Origin of the sequence: Streptococcus mitis subsp. hohhotensis, from assembly GCF_000722775.1 — a bacterium.
Classification (GTDB): Bacteria; Bacillota; Bacilli; order Lactobacillales; family Streptococcaceae; genus Streptococcus; species Streptococcus carlssonii.
On record NZ_JPFZ01000009.1, the window covers coordinates 885,924 to 906,343 of the forward strand.

21 protein-coding genes and 1 pseudogene are annotated in these 20,420 nt (G+C 38.3%); 1 reads left to right on the forward strand and 21 read right to left on the reverse strand.

The features are described from left to right. Positions 1–64 precede the first annotated feature (64 nt). The 16 genes and pseudogenes from SK608_RS06960 to typA all read right to left on the reverse strand — a co-directional run bounded on the left by SK608_RS06960 (position 65) and on the right by typA (position 14,543). A complete protein-coding gene (locus tag SK608_RS06960) occupies positions 65–694 on the reverse strand; it encodes an ABC transporter ATP-binding protein (RefSeq protein WP_200872047.1) in 630 nt (209 codons plus the stop codon). Between the two features lie 13 nt (positions 695–707). Then, complete coding sequence (locus SK608_RS06965; RefSeq protein ID WP_192855400.1) at positions 708–1,406, reverse strand: hypothetical protein; 699 nt, start codon at positions 1,404–1,406, stop codon at positions 708–710. A 9-nt stretch (positions 1,407–1,415) separates the two neighbouring features. Next, positions 1,416–2,167, reverse strand: a pseudogene (locus SK608_RS06970) (hypothetical protein). Then, entirely contained in the window at positions 2,167–2,931 is a 765-nt protein-coding gene (locus SK608_RS06975; RefSeq protein WP_023943168.1) for a hypothetical protein, read from the reverse strand. The pseudogene SK608_RS06970 and the gene SK608_RS06975 overlap by 1 nt, the downstream one beginning before the upstream one ends. Before the next feature lie 95 nt (positions 2,932–3,026). Then, the gene (locus SK608_RS06980) at positions 3,027–3,431 is read right to left on the reverse strand and encodes a hypothetical protein (protein ID WP_023943170.1); all 405 of its coding nucleotides are present in this window, start codon (positions 3,429–3,431) and stop codon (positions 3,027–3,029) included. A 323-nt stretch (positions 3,432–3,754) separates the two neighbouring features. Continuing rightward, positions 3,755–4,387 (reverse strand): orotate phosphoribosyltransferase, encoded by a 633-nt coding sequence (pyrE, locus tag SK608_RS06985; RefSeq protein WP_000170896.1) that lies wholly within the window; start codon positions 4,385–4,387, stop codon positions 3,755–3,757. 33 nt (positions 4,388–4,420) lie between these two features. Next, complete coding sequence (gene pyrF / locus SK608_RS06990; protein ID WP_023943173.1) at positions 4,421–5,122, reverse strand: orotidine-5'-phosphate decarboxylase; 702 nt, start codon at positions 5,120–5,122, stop codon at positions 4,421–4,423. Between the two features lie 232 nt (positions 5,123–5,354). Then, on the reverse strand, positions 5,355–6,566 hold the full coding sequence (locus tag SK608_RS06995) for a cell division protein FtsQ/DivIB (protein ID WP_033677618.1): 1,212 nt from the start codon (positions 6,564–6,566) through the stop codon (positions 5,355–5,357). Positions 6,567–6,575: 9 nt separating this feature from the next. Then, positions 6,576–7,634: a UDP-N-acetylglucosamine--N-acetylmuramyl-(pentapeptide) pyrophosphoryl-undecaprenol N-acetylglucosamine transferase gene (locus SK608_RS07000; RefSeq protein ID WP_000724813.1), complete on the reverse strand. Its 1,059-nt coding sequence runs from the start codon at positions 7,632–7,634 to the stop codon at positions 6,576–6,578. Position 7,635: 1 nt separating this feature from the next. Then, on the reverse strand, positions 7,636–8,988 hold the full coding sequence (murD, locus tag SK608_RS07005) for a UDP-N-acetylmuramoyl-L-alanine--D-glutamate ligase (RefSeq protein WP_000863056.1): 1,353 nt from the start codon (positions 8,986–8,988) through the stop codon (positions 7,636–7,638). Next, positions 8,985–9,224, reverse strand: a complete 240-nt coding sequence (locus SK608_RS11740) for a hypothetical protein (protein WP_082242442.1) — start codon at positions 9,222–9,224, stop codon at positions 8,985–8,987. The genes murD and SK608_RS11740 overlap by 4 nt, the downstream gene beginning before the upstream one ends. A gap of 20 nt (positions 9,225–9,244) precedes the next feature. Next, positions 9,245–9,886 carry an ABC transporter ATP-binding protein gene (locus tag SK608_RS07015; protein ID WP_000571295.1) on the reverse strand — a complete coding sequence of 214 codons (642 nt, stop codon included), beginning with the start codon at positions 9,884–9,886 and terminating at the stop codon, positions 9,245–9,247. A 1-nt stretch (position 9,887) separates the two neighbouring features. Beyond that, positions 9,888–11,909, reverse strand: coding sequence for a bacteriocin-associated integral membrane family protein (locus SK608_RS07020; RefSeq protein ID WP_033677623.1), 2,022 nt, complete (start codon positions 11,907–11,909; stop codon positions 9,888–9,890). Between the two features lie 131 nt (positions 11,910–12,040). Beyond that, on the reverse strand, positions 12,041–12,166 hold the full coding sequence (locus SK608_RS11920; protein WP_001818081.1) for a hypothetical protein: 126 nt from the start codon (positions 12,164–12,166) through the stop codon (positions 12,041–12,043). Positions 12,167–12,427: 261 nt separating this feature from the next. Beyond that, the gene (locus SK608_RS07025; protein ID WP_033677625.1) at positions 12,428–12,682 is read right to left on the reverse strand and encodes a DUF3165 family protein; all 255 of its coding nucleotides are present in this window, start codon (positions 12,680–12,682) and stop codon (positions 12,428–12,430) included. A gap of 19 nt (positions 12,683–12,701) precedes the next feature. After that, on the reverse strand, positions 12,702–14,543 hold the full coding sequence (gene typA, locus SK608_RS07030) for a translational GTPase TypA (protein ID WP_033677627.1): 1,842 nt from the start codon (positions 14,541–14,543) through the stop codon (positions 12,702–12,704). 161 nt (positions 14,544–14,704) lie between these two features. Here typA and SK608_RS07035 point away from each other — a divergent pair, with 161 nt between their 5' ends. Then, entirely contained in the window at positions 14,705–15,430 is a 726-nt protein-coding gene (locus SK608_RS07035) for a pseudouridine synthase (protein WP_033677629.1), read from the forward strand. Positions 15,431–15,462: 32 nt separating this feature from the next. On the opposite strand, the gene SK608_RS07040 is transcribed toward SK608_RS07035, so the two are convergent. The 5 genes from SK608_RS07040 to SK608_RS07060 form a co-directional block, all read right to left on the reverse strand. Continuing rightward, complete coding sequence (locus SK608_RS07040; protein ID WP_033677633.1) at positions 15,463–15,846, reverse strand: rhodanese-like domain-containing protein; 384 nt, start codon at positions 15,844–15,846, stop codon at positions 15,463–15,465. Next, on the reverse strand, positions 15,846–16,115 hold the full coding sequence (locus SK608_RS07045) for a YqgQ family protein (RefSeq protein WP_025171619.1): 270 nt from the start codon (positions 16,113–16,115) through the stop codon (positions 15,846–15,848). Before SK608_RS07045 ends, SK608_RS07040 begins: the two co-directional genes overlap by 1 nt. A 47-nt stretch (positions 16,116–16,162) precedes the next feature. Continuing rightward, positions 16,163–16,759 carry a response regulator transcription factor gene (locus SK608_RS07050; RefSeq protein ID WP_000698198.1) on the reverse strand — a complete coding sequence of 199 codons (597 nt, stop codon included), beginning with the start codon at positions 16,757–16,759 and terminating at the stop codon, positions 16,163–16,165. Further along, positions 16,740–18,314, reverse strand: a complete 1,575-nt coding sequence (locus SK608_RS07055) for a sensor histidine kinase (protein ID WP_033677639.1) — start codon at positions 18,312–18,314, stop codon at positions 16,740–16,742. Before SK608_RS07055 ends, SK608_RS07050 begins: the two co-directional genes overlap by 20 nt. Positions 18,315–18,394: 80 nt before the next feature. Continuing rightward, complete coding sequence (locus tag SK608_RS07060; RefSeq protein ID WP_033677641.1) at positions 18,395–20,410, reverse strand: FtsX-like permease family protein; 2,016 nt, start codon at positions 20,408–20,410, stop codon at positions 18,395–18,397. Between the last annotated feature and the right edge of the window lie 10 nt (positions 20,411–20,420).

The window sequence follows — 20,420 nt, forward strand, 5'->3', positions numbered from 1 at the left end:
GGATTTTAAGCTCCAATCCCTTTTTAAGATTTTACCTATAACATCCTGAGTCTATCTAATATGTTCAATCTGAACACAGTGTACATACTTTATCGTCTATTGCATATACTTTATCACATAAGATACGAATATCCTCTTCACTATGACTAGCAATCAAAATTGTTGTCCCTTTTTCACTAGAGAGCTTTCTAAACAATGTTCTCATATTTTCTACACTTGATTTGTCCAAGGCATTCATAGGTTCATCTAGTAAAAGAATAGAGGGATTCTCCATAATTGCTTGAGCAATCCCTAGCTTTTTCCTCATACCTAGCGAATAAGTTTTAACTTTCTGGTCTTTTTGCTCATATAGACCAACTATTTTCAGTGTATCATTGATTTCCTGATTACCAACTACTCCTCGTATGCTTGCCAAATATTGTAAATTCTTAAAGCCACTATAATAATTTATAAAACCAGGTTCTTCAATCAAAGCTCCCAAATTAGCTGGAATTTTTCTCTCAGGAACAATATTTTCCCCATTGATTAACACTTCTCCATAAGACGGACTATATAAACCAGCTATTAATTTAAACAATACACTTTTCCCTGAGCCATTCGCACCAGTAATTCCTATAATTTCCCCCTGTTTACAACTAAAATTAAGGTTTTGAAAAACACATGTTTTTTTAATTCCAACTGAATATTTTTTAATGTAATTATTTCATTCATTCTATAAACCTCCTCTTTTGACGAGTGAAATAGAAAATGCTTTTAAAAAGAAAGACTAAAAATAGCAACTGAAGAAATAGATCTCGTCCTATATCTCCATTTCCTCTATTCAGAATATAAAATAGATAATTGGTTCGATTCCCCACAAACAAACTGCCAAACACAATCATGAGTAAAAAGAAGCTAACACAAGAAAAGTTCATTTGCTCATTCGCTCCTAGTATGTATAACGTAAAGCAAAGCAAGGATAGCACACAAACATTCAAAAAATCAACTATAAACAAAACTCCTATATCCCAGTTTGGTAACTGTAACATAAATTGAATCACTAGAACTTTTACCATGATTAAAACGAGTCCATAAAGAAAACAGGTCCAAATCTGATACCTAATCCAGAGCTTAATAGAAGAAAATCGAATCACTTCCATAAAGAAATCGGATGCTCTTCTACGATATACAACTGCTAGAAAAAATGTATGAATAATAAACCAATGAAGCAACCATATAGATAAGACTAAAAAAGAGTTTTGACTCAGATTAGGCCCTTTTAAAATTTCTATAACAAGTCTATCATTTCCTTCTAACCAATACCATAATCCTAAACAAATCAATATCCAAAAAAGAACATAACCCCAAAAGTACTTGGTATAGATTATCTGATTCAACCTCCACATGTGACTACTTAACTTTCCCATTTCCAACTTTTACACTCTCCTCCAGTTTCTATGAACAGAAAATACAGTCAATGGAATTATGATAGATAGTAATGTAAGCCAATAAATCAATGCATACGGATTGGAATTTACCATATACTGAAAAATTGGCAATAATCCAATTATCCCATTGTTCAACTGATAAATCCAGAATAAGGATTCTACAAATAAAAAAGTAAACAGAAATACTAAGCTCATGTTTGATTTTTTAAACCAAGAAAAACTGCTAATAGTAAGTAAGGATAAAAAGAAATAGTATGCTATATAAGAGAAAAAAATCCTATAAAGAAACTAGCATTGTTTGCAATACTTATACCATAAAATTCTCTTAAAAAATCAACCTCCTTTATCTCCAAAGAAAAGCTAAAACCATTACTAAATGCAATTAGAAAAATCAATAAAAATAAAGTCGCCGTCCAAATCCCCGTACTAAGAGCTGCTAATTTGAAACTAAAACTGGTAAAGTGCTTAATTGATTTCAGACGAATGCGGCACTCCAACCTATTAAAATAGTTATTCATCAAATGAAAAAAGAATAATATATATGTGAACGGAAAGCAATATACTCCAGTCGTAATATCTTGAAGTAAGACTAAGAGCCATTCTAATACATTTGGATGGATTGAATATTGGCGACATCGCAGTAAATATACTGTACTAGATAAAATACAGGATAGCAGTAATATAAAATAAACCAATACTGATAAAAAATCTTTTTTGTAAAATTGAACAAATTGTTTCATTATACGTAGTCCTCTGAATGTAGAAAAAATGTACCATAAACAACCAAACAACTAACAAATAAAATAAAAGCAAGATGCCCACTAACTAAGGAAAGACTGATATCTTTCTGATATCCCAAAGCTAATGTTGTCACAGGTTCTAAGTAAGATAGCTCTAAAATACCCCAAAAAATACCCCCAACCATCATATAGGCAACTGGGATGAAAATAGCTCCTAATTTTTTCTTCACTAGCAAAGCACTAGCTAGTCCAAAAATAGAGAACACAGCGCCCCAAACTCCATACCAGAGAGTCGTTACAAGACTATAGAGAAACTGATTAGAATCAAATAATTCTTTTAAGGCACCACTATAGTCTCCAATATAAATTTCCTGATAAGGAGTCACTAAAAGATTAATTCCTAATAATAATAAATAGGGGAGAAAAAAGACTAGAAAAGAAGAAATAATTACAGTACTACCCACAATAGCCAGATACTTCTTTTTAGAAATTCGACACAATTGTGCTGTTAGAAAATGACTCTCAGCATCCTCTATTATCTGACTAGAATAGGGCAGTGTACAGATAAGTGCAGCTACTAGGCTAATCGGTGAAAATCCTCTAATAGAAGAAGCGGCAAAAAAAATCGATAAACCTTCAATTTTATAAATACCATTGAAAGCAATGAAATTTCCTAAACTCATGCAAAGAAGGGTCAAAAATAAAGACATATAAAACCGAGGTGATTTAACGACTCGTACAAGATTACAAATAAAAAATTCCATCCCAACTCCTCCTTATAATAAGAATAGGGTGTAGCATTCTTTTTTCATGCTACACCCACAATCAACCATCTTTAAGGCTTACTCTGACAAGTAAGTTAATAAGAATCTGGACTCCAAGAACCTGAAGTATGAATTCTTACATGATTTCCAAACTGTGGCGCCATAGCTAATCTAGTATCAGAACCAATATAATTATCACCACCTCCATTATAGTACATGACAATCCTAGAGCCAGAACTCAATTGATATACTGTAGTGATATCTGCCCCACTATAGGCGCTACGAATAGAGGTATTTAACGTTTTACCGCCACCAGTACTGTAATTATTATTAATTCCAGCAGAGGCGTTTTCTTTCTCAAGCGCACTAGTTGTATCCGAATGAAAACGCGGCAACGTTAAATCATAATCTCCAACCTGTCTAGCTAAGACTGTAGGGAGAAACAAACTAGCTGCAATTGTAACTACGCAAAAAAGGGAATATATTTTTCTTCTTTTCATGACATCGTCCTCCTAAAAAGTGATAAACAAGATAGTTGATTGATCAATTTGATACATATTATATTTTCATTATATCAGTAAAAGAAAGCGCTGTCAATTATTTTATTTAAAATATTGTCATATTTTAAATAAAATGGTTAAAAGAGTCCGGGACAAAAAGATTTTAATTTTAGAAATTCTTTATTATAAATTTTAAAAATCGATAGATTATACAAAAAAACGAACAAAACAGAATTCTAATTGTTAGATAACTCATTTTTTGTTCGTTTTTTATGTTTAAGTTAGATTTTTGTCCCAGACTCGTCTCTCTTTATCTTACTGACCTAACCTTCTTGCCAATTCTCTTGGTCTTCTTTAAAGCGTTTTAGAAGATCGAGTCCTTCTGGTGTGATATAGCCTTCTTCTTGGGCTAGGTGGATGAGTTCACTGTAGTTAGAAAGCGTTACAAGTTTGACACCTGCATCTGCAAAGTTTTTGTCTGCTTTTGGCAATTGGTAGCTGAAAATCGCTACAACTCCAAGCACATCTGCTCCTTCTCGCTTAGCTGCGGCTACGGCTTCGAGCACAGAACCACCAGTTGAAATGAGGTCTTCAACCACTACCATTTTTTGACCTTGAGCTACGCGACCTTCGATTTGATTACCAGCTCCGTGGTCTTTTGGTTTACTACGGATGTAGGCAAATGGCAAGTTCATCTTATCAGCAATAATAGCTCCGTGAGGAATCCCTGCCGTCGCAGTTCCTGCAATGACTTCTACCTCAGGAAAGGCTTCTTTGATAGCATCCACAAAACCATTTTCAATGAGAGTACGAGTTTCTGGATAGGCTAATGTCACACGATTATCAGTATAAATCGGTGACTTGATACCAGATGCCCAAGTGAAAGGCTCCTCTGGTTTGAGGTAAACGGCTTGAATTTTCAAGAGGTGGCTAGCGATATCTTTAGCAAGTGTCATGGTATTCTCCTTTTATTTTTCTAATCTAGTTCTTTAATTCCAGTCCTGTGTCCATTCATCCTTGATGGCATGATAAGCTGCAACAGGATCCTCATCTTGGGTAATGGGACGTCCCACTACGATATAGTCACTGCCGATTTGATAGGCATCAGCAGGTGTCATAACACGTTTTTGATCTCCCACTGCAGCACCTGCAGGACGAATGCCCGGTGTCAGACAGATAAAATCTAGATTGGTAGCCTGCTTGATGACTTGCACTTCCTGAGCCGAGCAAACAACACCGTCTAATCCCGCTTCAGCCGTCTTCTTGGCATAATGAATCACAGACTCTTGCAGGCTTGTCTGGATATTTTGAAACTCCTGCATCTGAGCTTCTGAGGTTGAGGTCAGCTGAGTGACAGCGATCAATTTTGCTTGACTTCCAAGACCTTCACGCGCCGCCTTCATCATCTCTACGCCGCCAGCGGCATGTACATTAGTCATGTCCACACCAAGCTGAGACAAGACCTTCATGGCAGATTTGACTGTATTGGGAATGTCATGCAGCTTGAGATCCAAAAAGACACTGTGACCCAAATCTTTCAAGTAAGACACAATCTCAGGCCCCGTTGCGTAATAAAGCTCCATCCCTACCTTTAGATAAAGGCTTTCTTCCTCTGGAAAAAGAGCTAAAAATTCCTTGACCGCCTCAAAACTAGGAAAATCAAGAGCAATAACTGGACGATGTTCTCGCATAGGTTTCTCCTTTTACCTTTGCTAGTGAGAGAGTCTGGCCACAAGAAATCACGAAAAAAGGAACCTGCCAACAGCAAGGTTCCACGAAAAATGGGTAGTCTCCACCCTTTCACCGTCTAACCTTAGCTGCCTCTCTGGACTGCTTTAAAGGTTTTCTATTATTCTATTATTTCTACTAGCACTTGTCAAGTAAAAACATGGCAACTAAAGAACTATAAGAGAAAAGGTAAACCTAGCGACGCGATGAGCGCTGGGTCGTTTGATTTCGATTGCTCTCTTCCTCTTGTTTTTTCTGTTCTTCTTCTAAACGTTTACGTTCTTCTTCCTGCTTTTTCTCAGCTTCTTCGGCCTCTTTTTTGGCTTTTTCCTCAGCCTCCATAATTAATTTATCCGCTACAGTGTAGCTGTAAATTCCAGCTTCCATGTCAATCACACTCGGTTCTGACAATTGAGGCTTAATCTTACTGTAATAAGGCAGTTTCTTACTCATTTCAGAAAGCGGAACCAAGACTTCGTCCGAATCATTCATGGTCAATCGAATTAAATCTGAAGTCACCTTGCTTGGGGCTAATTCCACTTTTTGGATAGCCGCCTTGAGTTCTGGGCTAATTTGAGCAAGTTCTGAGACAAAAGTCTTGATTTGTTCACTATCATTAAAGAGAACTGATAAATAAGTTTCTGGTAGACTGACCAAACTCACAGCACTGGTCTCAAGCTGACCACTGGAAAGAATAGGATAATGATTTTCACCAGAAATATAGTAAGCCACAATATCATATTCCTTGACCTTGATAGTGAACTTGGTTGGAAATTGATAAACAAGCTGAGCTGATTCCACCCAATAATTAGACTTGATCCGCTCTTCATATTTTGCCTTGTCTAGCAGAAGGTTAATCGTATAATCCGTATCCTGAATGCCTGAAGCCTGTCGAATATCATCAGCCGTAGTTTGCACCGTTCCCTCAACACGAATATCCTTCATGGTCGCATAAGGACTGAGTAAGTAGGCAGAGACAATCAATAAAAGCAGACTTGGAAATAAAATCGTTAAGGCTCGTAAGATATGAAGGCCAGGAATCTTTGCTTTGGCTGGTTTTTCTTTTGTAGCCTTTTTAGCAAGCTTTTTATCCTGTTCCTCGTCCTCTTTAGACCCTGATTCTTCTTTCTCTTCTTCCTCTTTGTCACCCTCTGAGGATGCTACTTTTTCCTCAGACTCCTCCTTAGTTGATTCTTCATCTCCCTGGTCTGTGTCACTCTCCTGGTCCTCTGACTTCTCAGATTCTTCTCCCATTCGAGCTTGTCTTTCCTTTTCCTTCTTCTCAGCTAGGGCTGCCTCTTCTTCAGCCTTCTTTTTTAGATATTCTTGGTTCCGTTTCTGCCATTCTGATAACTCTTTAAATTCTTCGAGGATTTCTTTACCCTCATTTTTCTTATCTTTTGACATTTACTTTCCTTATGATAAATCGTTTTTCAATAGTTGATAAAAATCTGCTAGAGATTTCAATTCCTTAGAAGCCTTCATCTTAGCTTGATAATCTTCCTTGTGACTTAGTAAGTGAGAAAGCTTCTCTTCTAAACTGTCCAAGGTCAAATCGCTTTCTTGAAGCTCTTCTGCATAGCCTTTTTTTACAAAGTAGGCTGCATTTTCAATCTGGTCACCACGACTAGCTTCACGACCAAGCGGCACAATAACATGCAATTTTGCCATGGCCAAGAGCTCAAAAATCGTATTGGCGCCACCACGTGTCACAACAATATCAGCCAATTCCATCAAGGGTTGATAGAGATTGGTCACATAGTCAACACGAAAAAGATTTTGGCTCAACTCGTTCAGGCTAGAATCTCCAGTTAGGTTGATAATATTGTAGCGCTCTGTCAGTTCTTTCTTATGGTCTGTCACCAATTGGTTAAAGACACGAGCACCTGCAGAACCGCCAACAAACAATACAGTTGGCAATTTAGGATTAAAGTGGGTTTGAATATCTACCAATTCATCTGGTTCTGGACCTTTTTGGTCTGAAACCTTGGTCACTGCTCCCACATGCTCGACCTTAGACAAACTTGAAGCTTGCTCAAAGGTTGAATACATCTTCGTCGCAAATTTATAGGCGATTTTATTGGCCAAGCCCATAGACAGGTCAGATTCGTGAATAAAGACAGGAACTCCTGAAACACGCGCTGCGATAACAGGCGGTACTGAGACAAAGCCTCCCTTTGAAAAAAGAGCTTGTGGACGAAGTCGCAACATGATAAAGAGAGATTGGACGATTCCCCAGCCAACTTTGAAGATGTCCAGCATATTTTGCCAAGAGAAATAGCGACGCAATTTCCCAGTCGCAATGGAGTGGAAAGTGACATCCAAGCCTGACTTGAGGATTTCTTGATGTTCAATACCACGCTTGTCCCCGATATAGTGGACTTCCCAACCATCTTCGATGAACTTGGGCATTAACAAAAGATTGAGGGTAACGTGTCCCACCGTCCCCCCACCTGTAAAGACAATTTTTTTCATATTATTCCTTTAACTCCGCTACTGTGTCGATAAAGAGGTCGCCACGTACTTCAAAGTTAGCATACATATCCCAGCTGGCATTGGCAGGACTGAGAAGAACCACGTCTCCTTGAGTCGCAAGTTCATAGGCCTTGCGGGTCGCATCTGCAATATCAGTCGCATCCACATAAGACACATCAGCCTTATCTGCTGCCCGTTTGACACGTTCGGCAGACTGACCAAGGATGACCATCTTCTTGAGTCCAGTAATGTCTGGTACCAATTCGTCAAACTCATTACCACGGTCCAAACCACCTGCAATCAAGATCACCTTGCTGTTGTCAAATCCTGATAAGGCTTTTTGAGTAGCCAAGATATTGGTTGACTTGCTATCATTATAGAATTTGACACCCTTGATTTCATCCACAAATTGGAGACGGTGTTTGACACCACCAAAGGCTGAAAGAGTTTCTTTGATGGTTTGGTTATCCACACCACGAAGCTTGGCTACAGCAATCGTCGCAAGGGCATTTTCTACATTGTGGCTACCTGGAACTCCGATTTCATTCGCTGCCATGACCACTTCCCCACGGAAGTAGAGTTGACCATCTTCCAGATAAGCTCCATCAACCTTTTCCTGTGTTGAAAATGGTACAACAGTGGCTTGTGTTTTGCTAGCCAATTCTTTTGCCAAATCTTGGTTAAAGTTCAAGACAAGGAAATCAGCTGCTGTCATCTTGTTCTGGATATTCCACTTGGCTGCTACATATTCCTCAAATGATCCATGGTAGTCGATATGAGTTGGCATGAGGTTGGTAATAACCGCAATCTCAGGATGGAATTCTTGGACGCCCATGAGTTGGAAAGAAGAAAGTTCCATGACAAGCGTGTCCTTGTCTGACGCAGTTTGTGCCACTTGACTAGCTGGATAGCCGATATTTCCTGATAAAAGACCATGTTGTCCAGCAGCAGTCAAAACTTCCCCAATCATGGTCGTTGTGGTCGTTTTTCCATTAGAACCAGTAATACCAACAATCGGTGCTTCTGAAATCAAGTAAGCCAATTCTACCTCGGTCAAGACAGGAATACCCTTTGACAATGCCTTTTCAATCATGGGATTGCTGTAGGGAATGCCTGGATTTTTTACCATAAGGGCAAACTCTTCATCCAAGAGTTCCAAAGGATGGCCACCTGTGATAACCTTGATTCCTTCTTCCAGCAAACTTTGCGCAGCTGGATTGTCCTCAAAAGGTTTCCCGTCATTTACCGTCACAATAGCTCCTAGCTTGTCCAACAAACGGGCCGCAGACTCACCAGACTTAGCCAAACCTAAAACAAGAACTTTCTTATTTTTAAATTGATCGATTACTTTCATGTCTCAAACTCCATTTCTACTCCTACTATTTTACCATTTTTATGAAAATAAAAAAGCCACAAAGTGTGTTTGTGACTCTTTCTTCTAACTGATACTCTTCGAAAATCAAATTCAAACCACGTCAGCTTCGCCTTGCCGTATATATGGTTACTGACTTCGTCAGTTTCATCTACAACCTCAAAGCAGTGCTTTGAGCAGCCTGCGGCTAGCTTCCTAGTTTGCTTTTTGATTTTCATTGAGTATGAATCTTACCATATCATCTATGTGATAAATCGGTAACTCGAATGACTTGGTCCACTTGTTCCCAAATAAGAGGATTGTGGGTCGCAATAATAATAGTTCGATTCGGATTTTTTAGAGATTCTAGGATAGAAAGTAATTCCTCAGAGTTTTTGGGGTCTAAGGAAGCGGTTGGTTCATCTGCGAGAATCAAAGGTGGATCCTTTAAAATTATCTTCGCTAGTGCAACACGTTGTGCTTCTCCTCCTGATAATTCAAAGATAGGTTGCTTTAAATCTAAATAAGAGAGGTTTACACGGTTTAGAGCTTGTTTCATCAAAGAGATTTTCTCTTTTTCTTTCAACTTTTTACCAACTAAACCCAGATTGAGATTCTCTTTGACGGTTTGACTTTCAATTAAGCCAAAATCTTGAAATAAGTATCCTAAGTAATCTCTAAAGAAAACAGAAGGCTTGATGTCCTTAAGAGAGGTACCATCATAGATGATTTGCCCTTTGTCATATGGCTCTAATCGTCCAATCATATTCAAGAGTGTTGTCTTACCACAGCCACTTGTACCGATTAAGGAATAAATTTTCCCACCTTCAAAATGAAGATTCGTATCTGAAAATAGCTGACGGCTTCCAAATTTTTTAGATATATTCTTTAGTTCAATCATCCTATTTTCCTTTCATAATTGTCATAGAAACACGAGATTCTTTATGAGCTTGACGGTAAAGCGTCAAAACTGCACTAGCTAGAAAGACTAATAAAGTGAGCAAGCCAATCACCAAGTCTCGACTGCTTAAAATAAAGAAACTAGCACCAAATACAAAACTGGCAAATTGACTAACCATATACTGAGCATGTGTTTCAAAAAATCGTAAACCTGAAATTCGTTTAATCAAGATATCTCGGCGGAATTGCTCGAAATATAGAAGATTGACAGAATAAAAGAGTAACAAGGAACTAGCTATTCCAACAATAGCTCCTAGGATTAAAGTTGCTGTTTCAGTTTGAACTTCATTATAACGAGTTAGATAAACACTTCTTCCTTCTTTAAGATAGGATACTTGCTCATAAATTCCAGCTTTCTTTAAGAGTTCTAGCCCACTCTCATATCCTTTGATAAAGAGTTGTTTTCCAGCATTGATAGACCAAATAGATTTGGAAATGATACTATCACCTGTAGATGTAGGAGTGAACACAACTAAAATCGGATCGGTTAAGTACTGAATGGATACTGGACTTTCACCGTTATTATAAATAAATCGCTTTTCTCCAGTTGGAAGATAGCTAACAATCGCTCTCATTTCATACTCTAAAGGAGCGTTTTTATCCTCGCTTGATTTTCCGTAATAGTTCAAACTCTCTTCAAAAGCTTTCTTAAGTTCTGCTTCCTGTGAACGAAGAGATTCTGGTAATAAGAGTCCAAATTCTCCTTTTTGAAGATGAGCTAGTTTCTGTCTAGTCTCATCATTTACAGTAACATTTTCCTTGTCCAAATAACTTGGGCTTATATAGAGAACATTAGCATCTGGACTATAGGTATCCAGTGTTTCCTCTTTTTCATTTTTTCCTTGAGGATTTGCAAAATGAATGAGATTATCTTTTACAAATAGAGCCTGTTCTTTTTCAACTGCTTCTTTGGAAAATTCATACCACTTATTCAGATTTTCTGTATCTTTTCCTCTATCACCTAAGCCAAAAGAAATTTGATAATAATCTGCTCTATCCTGCCATGCTTGTTTTGAAATTTCAAGTTCTTTCAATCGTTGGTAAGACGTCAAACCTGTCTTAACAGCGTAGCCTACTGTAAAAACAGCTACTAACTGACACAATAGGGTTAAAGCCATCAGGCGTTTAAGGGGTAATCTTCCCTTAATAACGGGAACTAATGCTTTATAACTCAAACTCATTAGATAAAGGAGCATTAGTAAAATTGAAATCCCCAATAAAAACAAAAGATAGAAACTAATCCCAAAACCATAGGTGGCTAACAAGATAGGATAAAACAAACCTTGACTAAAAAGAACGACTCCCCCACCTAGGAAGGAAAGGAGGGCTGATAGAAGGAGCCATTTGATATCAGTAGATAAAGAATGCCCCATGATGGATAAGAGAGTCTGACCAGAAAAGAGTTTTATACCTGCAGCTCTCATTTCCTTAATCCGAGTGATAATCACTAGAGCAAAGAAAGATAAGCCAAATATTGCTAAACTAATTAAAATAAGGGGAATTAGTAACATTCTAAAAGCAAGAGAATAGGGCGGTATCTTTCGGTCAGGAATTGCTTTATAACCCAAATCTCCTAATTTATCGGCAAGCTTTTCTTTCGTCAAGGAGCCTGACAAAAGGAGATAACTATTTAGCGGATCACTACGTTCACGACTTTCTTGGCTAGCTTCTTGGAATTCTTTTGGTAAAGTTCCCTGACCATAAGTTGCATAAGTAAAGTGAGTCGTCCCATCCTTACTCGGCTCTACGATTCTTCTAGCTATTAAACTCTGTTCTGAGTTTACAAAATTCTCCAATTCCTGTTCAAATACCTCACGCGTCGGTTCCTGAGTATCTTTTTTGACACGAAGTAAGGAGACGGAATCATAGCTTGCATATAAATATTGTGGCGCACGTAAGACAATAATCCAAGAAAGGAAGAAGCTGAGAAAAAAAGTTGATAATAATATAAATAGTTTCTTCATAGTAGACTCCTTGTATAAGAGAATAATCCTATAGAAAAATATTTTATCTTTTATAAATTCTTAGGATTATTTTCCTAGTTTAATCCATCACACCCTGAACAACAAGACAATAATACTCTTCAAAAATCTCTTCAAACCGCGTCAACGTCGCCTTGCCGTAGATATATGTAACTGACTTCGTCAGTCTTATCTACAACCTCAAAGCAGTGCTTTGAGCAACCTGCGGCTAGTTTCCTAGTTTGCTCTTTGATTTTCATTGAGTATAAATTTAATCCTTTCTTATTTTGAAATCGGTTTCTTATAACATAAATATATCACTTTCTATATAACCTGTCAACATATTGTACTAAGATATCATTAGTAATAGATTTTTACAATTTCCTAAAAAATAGAAGACATTAGCGAATTTTATTCCTGTTTTCGCCTTCATACTTTACAAGCAAAAGAGATGATATTGACTAAAAGGCAATTTAAACTATTGTAAAATTCCTACAAAAAAAGAGAGCCGAAACTCTCTTTTATCTTCTTTTACTTTTACTGACCGACATGAGGGTAATATCTCGCAAGCTAAAGTATGCTAGGAAAAGCATGGCGATGGCGATAAAGAATTCTGTCGGTAGCTGAAAGATTTGCAGAACAGACAACATCAGCGAAATCAAAAGTGCTACGAAAGCAAAGACGACAAGGACAATATTGACTGTCCCTTTAATGCTTTCTGGTGTTGCAAATACATAGAGTAGTAATAAGAGGATTCCTATGATTAAATAAACCATCTTTATCTCTTTCTAGCCCTTATTCAGCTGATTTTTTCTTCTTGTTAGCTTTCTCACGCTCTGCCTTGTTAAGGATTTGTTTACGCAAACGGATAGACTCAGGCGTTACTTCCATGTACTCATCGTCGTTCAAGAACTCAAGAGACTCTTCAAGTGTCAAGATACGAGGTGTCTTGATAACAGCTGTTTGGTCCTTAGTAGCTGAACGAACGTTGGTCATTTGTTTAGCCTTAGTGATGTTAACTGTCAAGTCATTTTCACGAGAGTTTTCACCGATGATCATTCCTTCATAAACCTCAGTACCTGGGTTGACAAAGATCGTACCTCGTTCTTCGATAGACATGATTGAGTAAGTTGTAGCCTTACCAGCATCGATAGAAACAAGGGCACCACGGTGACGACCACCAATTTCCCCTGGAATCAATGGCAAGTATTGGTCGAAGGTATGGTTCATGATACCGTAACCACGAGTCATTGACAAGAACTCAGTTGAGTATCCAATCAAACCACGCGCAGGAACAAGGAAGACCAAACGAGTTTGACCATTACCAGTTGAAATCATATCCAACATTTCACCTTTACGTTCAGAAAGGCTTTGGATAACAGACCCTTGGTATTCTTCTGGAGTGTCAATTTGAACACGTTCAAATGGCTCACATTTCACACCGTCGATTTCTTTTACGATAACTTCTGGACGAGATACTTGAAGTTCATATCCCTCACGACGCATTGTTTCGATAAGGATTGACAAGTGCAATTCTCCACGTCCTGAAACAGTCCATTTATCTGGTGAATCAGTTGGGTCAACACGAAGGGATACGTCTGTTTGCAATTCGGCCTGCAAGCGTTCTTCTACCTTACGAGAAGTTACCCATTTACCTTCTTTACCAGCAAATGGTGAGTTGTTAACCAAGAAAGTCATTTGAAGAGTTGGCTCATCGATGTGTAGGACTGGAAGAGCTTCAATTGCGTCTGTCGGAGTAATGGTTTCACCGACAAAGATATCTTCCATACCTGAAACGGCAATTAAGTCACCCGCTTTAGCTTCTTGGATTTCACGACGTTCCAAACCAAAGAAACCGAAGAGTTTAGTAACACGGAAGTTTTTAGTTGTGCCATCAAGTTTAGAAAGGGTAACTTGATCCCCAACTTTAACAGTACCACGGAAGACACGACCGATACCGATACGTCCAACGAAGTCGTTGTAGTCCAAAAGTGATACTTGGAATTGCAAAGGCTCATCTGAGTTGTCTACTGGAGCTGGGATATGGTCGATAATCGTGTCAAAGATTGGCGCCATAGTAGCTTCTTGGTCAGCTGGATCATCTGACAATGAAGAAGTTCCGTTGATCGCTGATGCATAGACCACTGGGAAATCAAGTTGGTCATCATCCGCACCAAGCTCGATGAAAAGTTCCAAGACTTCGTCCACTACCTCTGCTGGGCGAGCTGATGGTTTATCGATTTTGTTGACAACCACGATTGGGACAAGGTCTTGTTCCAAAGCTTTTTTCAATACGAAACGAGTTTGTGGCATTGTTCCTTCGTAGGCATCTACGACCAAGACAACACCGTCAACCATTTTCATGATACGCTCAACTTCTCCACCGAAGTCCGCGTGTCCTGGTGTGTCCATGATGTTGATACGAGTTCCGTTATAAGCAACAGCTGTATTTTTAGCAAGGATGGTAATTCCACGCTCTTTTTCGATATCGTTTGAGTCCATAGCACGCTCTGCCAATTCAGTACGTGCATCAAGCGTTTCTGATTGTTTCAATAATTCGTCAACGAGGGTTGTTTTCCCGTGGTCAACGTGGGCGATAATCGCAATGTTACGGATATCTTCTCTTAATTTTGTCATGATTTCCTCTATAATATTCAAAATTTATTTTCTAACTGAACGATTATACCATATTTTCAAGTAAATAACATAACTCAAGCAAGTGTAAATGTTTTCACTCTGCTTTTCTTTTCACGTCAAGTCTTTTCAAAGTAAGAGACTTATGATAAGATAGGCACAGTATGCGTTTAGATAATTTATTAGCCCAAGAAAAAGTTAGCCGAAAGGCCATGAAGCAAGCGCTTCTCAAAGGGAACATTCTCGTCGATGGTTGCCCAGCCCACTCCCTAGCCCAAAATATCGATACAGGACTGCAGGAACTCCTCTTTCAGGGCCAAATCATTCAAGGCTATGAGCACACCTATCTTATGCTTCATAAGCCTGCTGGTGTCGTTACAGCCAACAAAGACAAGAAACTTCCAACCGTCATGGACCTCCTTCTGCCTGACATCCAGTCTGATAAGCTCTATGCCGTCGGTCGACTGGACCGAGATACGACTGGTCTCCTCCTCGTGACCGATAACGGTCCTTTGGGCTTTCAGCTCCTCCATCCCCAATATCATGTCGATAAGACCTACCAAGTTGAGGTTAATGGACTTCTGACGCCTGCCCATATCCAAACCTTTCAAAAAGGAATTGTCTTTTTAGATGGTACTGTCTGTAAACCTGCAAGACTAGAGATTCTATCTGCAAGTCCTGCCCACAGCCAAGCCTCTATTACCATTTCAGAAGGAAAATTTCATCAGGTCAAGAAAATGTTCCTATCAGTTGGTGTCAAGGTGACATCCCTCAAACGCACCCATTTTGGACCTTGGAGCTTGGATGAGAATCTTCAAGAAGGAGACTACCGCTCCCTTAACTCCCAAGAATTAGCAAGCATTCGTGACTTTCTCAGAAAAAGTAGTTAAAAAATGAGCTTGGAACATCCAAGCTCGGTTTCTTATTTCTCAACTTTGACTTTCCCTTTCCAAGAATCCAATCCATAAGAAAGGATATAAATCTCAGAAAAACCTTGTTTTTTCAAATAAAGAGCCGCATTTGTCACACGTTGCGCACGTTGGTTTTCGTAAAGAAGGACAGGTTTATCTTTACGAAGGGCTGCAAGACTAGTCTTCAACTGACTTGAAGGAATATTGCGTGCACCAAGGATATGTTTTCTATGGAATTCAGCTGGGTCGCGCAAATCAATCAATTGGCCAGTTCGAATCAAGGCCTCAAACTCTGCATTGTCCACAATCTTAGCTGCACGGCGAATACGAAGATAGTTAAAGCCCATCCACGCTAACATTGCTAGTATAAGTATCCACAAAATCCAAGTAACCATTAATTCTTTTCTCCATTTTTCTCAATATAATCCAATTCCACCTTGTGCTCTCTGCGAAGAACCGCTTCTGCTTCTAGATAGTCTAATTTGTCCATCAACCCTGCATCATAAATCCGAGAGAGTTCTAACTTCATCAGTTCAATATCATATAAGCGTTTTCCCATGTAAACAATAATACCAAATTGCTTGAGGAACTGCTGCACATCATAGAATGTTTTCATAAGACTCATTTTAGCAAAATTTTGTGTTTTTTTCAAGAAGAGACTCACACAAGAAGTATCACAGAAATTAAAAAAGCTGCATCTTCTGCAGCTTTTTAATCTGGTGGAAAATAGCCCAACTGCTCAGCGATGTGAATCGCCTCCTGCCTGTTAGTCACTCCTAACTTTGAAAAGATATTGGCCAAGTGATTGGAAACTGTACGTTTACTCACATAGACCTTGTCACAGACATCATCAATGGTCAAGCCATTTCTAACCAGTTCTAGTATCTCGATTTCTCGTGGTGTTAGCACCTCTACCATCACTTCATCTGAAAAGACCTTACCACCTAGATAAATCTTTTCCAGTTTTTTCACCAACTCATCTGGGTCCATACTTTTGTCCAGAAAGCCATAAGCCCCCATAACTTTAGCTCGGTGTTCATACATTTTTTTACTGTAACCTGTCAAAATCACAACCTTACTAGAACAACCATTGTCGATAATCTCTTGTGCCAAGGTCAGCCCATCATCTTGATACAGACTCGTCAGATTGATGTCAATCAAAATAATATCATAGTCATTAAAAGCAATCTCCGAAATAGTCGAAAAATTATCCACTAACTGAACCTTTTTAATGTTTTCCGATAACTCTAAAATCATCTTGATACTTTGGCTAAATAATTTATGATCATCAATTAACAAAATTTTCATAACACAACTCCTTATCAATCGGGAGAGTAATTTCTACACGAAATCTCTTATTATTTTCAAAAATCTGCATTTGACCACCTAAAACACTAATTTTATTAGACATATTTTTCAAGCCATAACCTAAGGATTTTTCTGTTTGAAGGCAGTCATTTTCAGAAATGATAAAAAGAGCGTCATCATGCACATCAATCTTCAAAGAAATCCTTCCACCACTAGCGTACTTAACGGCATTGGTCGCCAACTCCTCAACCAGACGATAGGCAATTTTATCATAAGGAGATAAAAGTCTAAAGTGAACAGGAAACTGTGTGACGACTTCATTTTCTGCGTGATAGCGCTTGACAATCCGATTAATCAGCCCTTGATACTGGATGTCTAGTTGCTCGTCTGTTTCTACCATTGGCTGATAATAATCCATCCGCTCACGAATCCGTTGAACCAACTCCTCTGTCACCAGATTGATCTGTTCACCAAAAGCTTGATTGCTACTATATTTATTGAAATTTTTTATCGCCATCACATTTTGCAGGATTTCATTATGAAGAAATTCGGCGAACTGTTGTTCTGTGTCTTCATTTGCCAGCAGACTTTTCACCATACGATTACGCTTTAAAAAGAGAACTTTTACATAATCCCTAGCATCTAGCATTTCAGCAGAACGAAAGAGGCGAATCAATTCCTCCGAACAAATCCCGAACAATAGTAACATGATATTCAAGACCAAAAAGCTCATGTTTAAGTCTAAATGAAAGATGATGAAAATGCCTACTAACAAAAACAGAACCAGTAACAACAAGCGTGAAAAAGCTTTTATATAGGACAACTTCAACTCTACTACCTTTTTCTGAAGAGAGTTAATAATTGTTTTGAGATGCAAAAAAGCAAGTATTCCAATAATCTCAAGATACCAGACTAGGTTCATCACTCCTGAGCCCCTCGTATTGATATACAAAAAGAAATAAGAAAGAGGCAATATCAAAGCTAATATCCACAAATTTCGTCTCTGATACTTAAGTTTACTTTTCAACTCTTTATGATATAAAATCAGTAAAATCAAGGGAACAAAGTTTAAAAAGAAAGACGCAAACAAAGACAGAAATAGAAAAATTGAAGGACTTAACAGATACGAACTAATGGTGATTAGTGTCAACACAAAGGACACACTCAACAGTTCTTCTCCTATTTTCTCTCCCAGAAAGATAATAGACAGAGAACTATACACCAATAAAAAAGAGTTAAGCGGATGAAGAATATCAAAAAAGTGCAACAGGGTGCTCGCAACTCCTTGATTAAATATGGATTGCCAGCTAATGAGAAACATCATCAGGAGCAACCAAAGTTTCAACTCACTATACCGAAAGGTCACAATATTACAAATATAACTAAATGCAATTAAAGCAATAATCAGCAATAAAACCATCTGCAAGGAAAAATCTGTCGAAAAGTCCAGAGGAATCCTATAATAAATATAAATCATTAAAGCTAGATGATTAAAAATCGTCAACCACCACAATAAAAGTGAGTTTTTCGAGAGCGATTTGACAAACTGTTTCATATGTATCCACTTCCTGAACTACTTTAATATCATTATAACACAATACCAGAATTGTCGGATAGGCAACTCTGGTATTTGACTTAATTTTCAATAATTTCCCAACTTACTCTGTAAGTCACTAGCAGGTAAAGGACAAAGAGTAAGACCGCTACTCCCAGATAGGTGATATCTATAGAAATACTGGTATTAGCGAAATTCTCAAAATAGCCCAAAAGAGCTGTACTCAAGGTAAATGCTAGCGGACCTGCGATGACCAACGGAACCAAGAAATAACTTAGAATCTGTTGCAAAAGAATAGAGCGATTTTGCTTTCTCTTGTTCCCAAGAAGATATAAGATTTGATAATCATTGACACTATCCAAAGCACTTGTAGAAGTTTGAAGGGACAAGATACTGAGGGAAATAATGATAAAAATAACACTGACAAAAATCATGACAAAGACAATGACGCCCATAAATCCAAGGTAAACCTCAAAAATACTTCCTTTCGTTTGATAGGTGAACGAATTCAACTCTGCTCCATCACGAGTGAAGTAGTATTTTTCAATCCACTTACTCAAGAATGTTTCTACTTCCCGTTTGTCAATGTTTTCTTTGAAATTGGCAACATAGGTCGTGTGGTCTTCCGTCAATCCAACTACTACCTTATCTGGTACAATCAAGGTTCCTGCGTCATTTAGACCTACTGAAGATAAAAAGTAAACTGTTTCAAGTGGCTTTGAAGAGGCAAGGTTGAGAGAATGACCGTTAATCATGAGGGTTTTGGTCGTTGATAGAAAGTCCTGGATCTGCTTGGCAGTTCCTTTATAGTTGGCATTGACCAGAAATTGGTTATCTGCCAAGTCAACCGCTTTTTCCCCTTGCAGTTTGCGGAGATGATTGTAGGCAGAAATTCCTAAAATCGGTACTTTTGATTCAGGAAGTTTCTTATCATGCTCCCAGAGATTGCTGGTATCAATCAAATCTTTATAAGTTACATCACTAGAATAGATAGGACAGCTGTACTCCTCTTTGATGAGGTTAAAGTCAAAGCCATCGGCTTTCAATCTGTCTTTGACAGATTCCTGAGAAAATTGAAACTCTTTACCACGGTAGAGATTGACAGTTACATCATAAGGTGAGTATTTGTTCAGCTCTCGGTTCATAGTCGTATAGGCACTACCACTAAAAACGAGTAAGCTGAGAGCCAGTGTCAAGGTCAAGGATAAGACAGCCAACGTGACCGAATTACTATCAGCTTGTTTTGAAAATTGACGGATTTTAAAAGTGTTTAGTTTGTTATAGTAGGTTTGAGGCAGTTTTCTAAGGGAGACCAAGATAAAATGGCTCAAGGTATTGTAAAACAAAATCACAAAAATCACGAAGACAGATACCAGCAAGATACCCCAACTTTTCAAGAGTGATAGATGGTGATAGTCTGAAAAATAGAGAGCACCAAAACCGATAACAGATGTCGAAAGAATAAAGAGAAGTACTTGAAGAACTGGCTTGCCTTTTGCCAAGACAGATTTCTTGGCCCCATTTTCTTGAATGAGTGCAATGATATTTTGCTTTCTAAAGGTAAGAATGTCCATGACACCAACAATAAAACTGGTTACCAAATAGGAATAAACTAGTAAGATAACAGACTTGCTATCAAAGAAAAGCAGACTACCAAAGTAATTGGCCATAAAAAATTCAGATGCAATCTTAGCTAGAATGACCAGTAAGATCAATCCAAGCAAGAAACCTAGAATCAAGGAAAAGATATTGACCAGCATGGTTTCAAAGAACAGGGTACGGATAATCTGCTTCTTCTTCATTCCCAGCGTTGCATAAAGTCCCAGCTCTTTCTTGCGCCGTCCCAGCACAAAATTTGTGGCGTAAACGATGAGAAAGGCAATCGCCGATAGAATCAGATAGGAAAGCAAGCCCATGTACTGGCTCATCACCGTCGTCAACATTTCCTTTGCCCCTGATAAACTTTGCATCACTGGATGGCTTGGTAAAGCATTAAAAGCGTAGAGCAAGCTATAAATCAATGTCAGACTGAAAAAATAGATGGTATAAGTCTGTAAATTTCGGAATACATTTCGTAAAATCAATTTTGGATACATACTCTCACCC

Coding starts and splice junctions, on each gene's coding strand:
- SK608_RS06965 (WP_192855400.1), bottom strand. CDS start 1,406: ATGGGAAAGTTAAGTAGTCACATGTGGAGGTTGAATCAGATAATCTAT.
- SK608_RS06975 (WP_023943168.1), bottom strand. CDS start 2,931: ATGGAATTTTTTATTTGTAATCTTGTACGAGTCGTTAAATCACCTCGG.
- SK608_RS06980 (WP_023943170.1), bottom strand. CDS start 3,431: ATGAAAAGAAGAAAAATATATTCCCTTTTTTGCGTAGTTACAATTGCA.
- pyrE (WP_000170896.1), bottom strand. CDS start 4,387: ATGACACTTGCTAAAGATATCGCTAGCCACCTCTTGAAAATTCAAGCC.
- pyrF (WP_023943173.1), bottom strand. CDS start 5,122: ATGCGAGAACATCGTCCAGTTATTGCTCTTGATTTTCCTAGTTTTGAG.
- SK608_RS06995 (WP_033677618.1), bottom strand. CDS start 6,566: ATGTCAAAAGATAAGAAAAATGAGGGTAAAGAAATCCTCGAAGAATTT.
- SK608_RS07000 (WP_000724813.1), bottom strand. CDS start 7,634: ATGAAAAAAATTGTCTTTACAGGTGGGGGGACGGTGGGACACGTTACC.
- murD (WP_000863056.1), bottom strand. CDS start 8,988: ATGAAAGTAATCGATCAATTTAAAAATAAGAAAGTTCTTGTTTTAGGT.
- SK608_RS11740 (WP_082242442.1), bottom strand. CDS start 9,224: ATGAAAATCAAAAAGCAAACTAGGAAGCTAGCCGCAGGCTGCTCAAAG.
- SK608_RS07015 (WP_000571295.1), bottom strand. CDS start 9,886: ATGATTGAACTAAAGAATATATCTAAAAAATTTGGAAGCCGTCAGCTA.
- SK608_RS07020 (WP_033677623.1), bottom strand. CDS start 11,909: ATGAAGAAACTATTTATATTATTATCAACTTTTTTTCTCAGCTTCTTC.
- SK608_RS11920 (WP_001818081.1), bottom strand. CDS start 12,166: ATGAAAATCAAAGAGCAAACTAGGAAACTAGCCGCAGGTTGCTCAAAG.
- SK608_RS07025 (WP_033677625.1), bottom strand. CDS start 12,682: ATGGTTTATTTAATCATAGGAATCCTCTTATTACTACTCTATGTATTT.
- typA (WP_033677627.1), bottom strand. CDS start 14,543: ATGACAAAATTAAGAGAAGATATCCGTAACATTGCGATTATCGCCCAC.
- SK608_RS07035 (WP_033677629.1), top strand. CDS start 14,705: ATGCGTTTAGATAATTTATTAGCCCAAGAAAAAGTTAGCCGAAAGGCC.
- SK608_RS07040 (WP_033677633.1), bottom strand. CDS start 15,846: ATGGTTACTTGGATTTTGTGGATACTTATACTAGCAATGTTAGCGTGG.
- SK608_RS07050 (WP_000698198.1), bottom strand. CDS start 16,759: ATGAAAATTTTGTTAATTGATGATCATAAATTATTTAGCCAAAGTATC.
- SK608_RS07055 (WP_033677639.1), bottom strand. CDS start 18,314: ATGAAACAGTTTGTCAAATCGCTCTCGAAAAACTCACTTTTATTGTGG.
- SK608_RS07060 (WP_033677641.1), bottom strand. CDS start 20,410: ATGTATCCAAAATTGATTTTACGAAATGTATTCCGAAATTTACAGACT.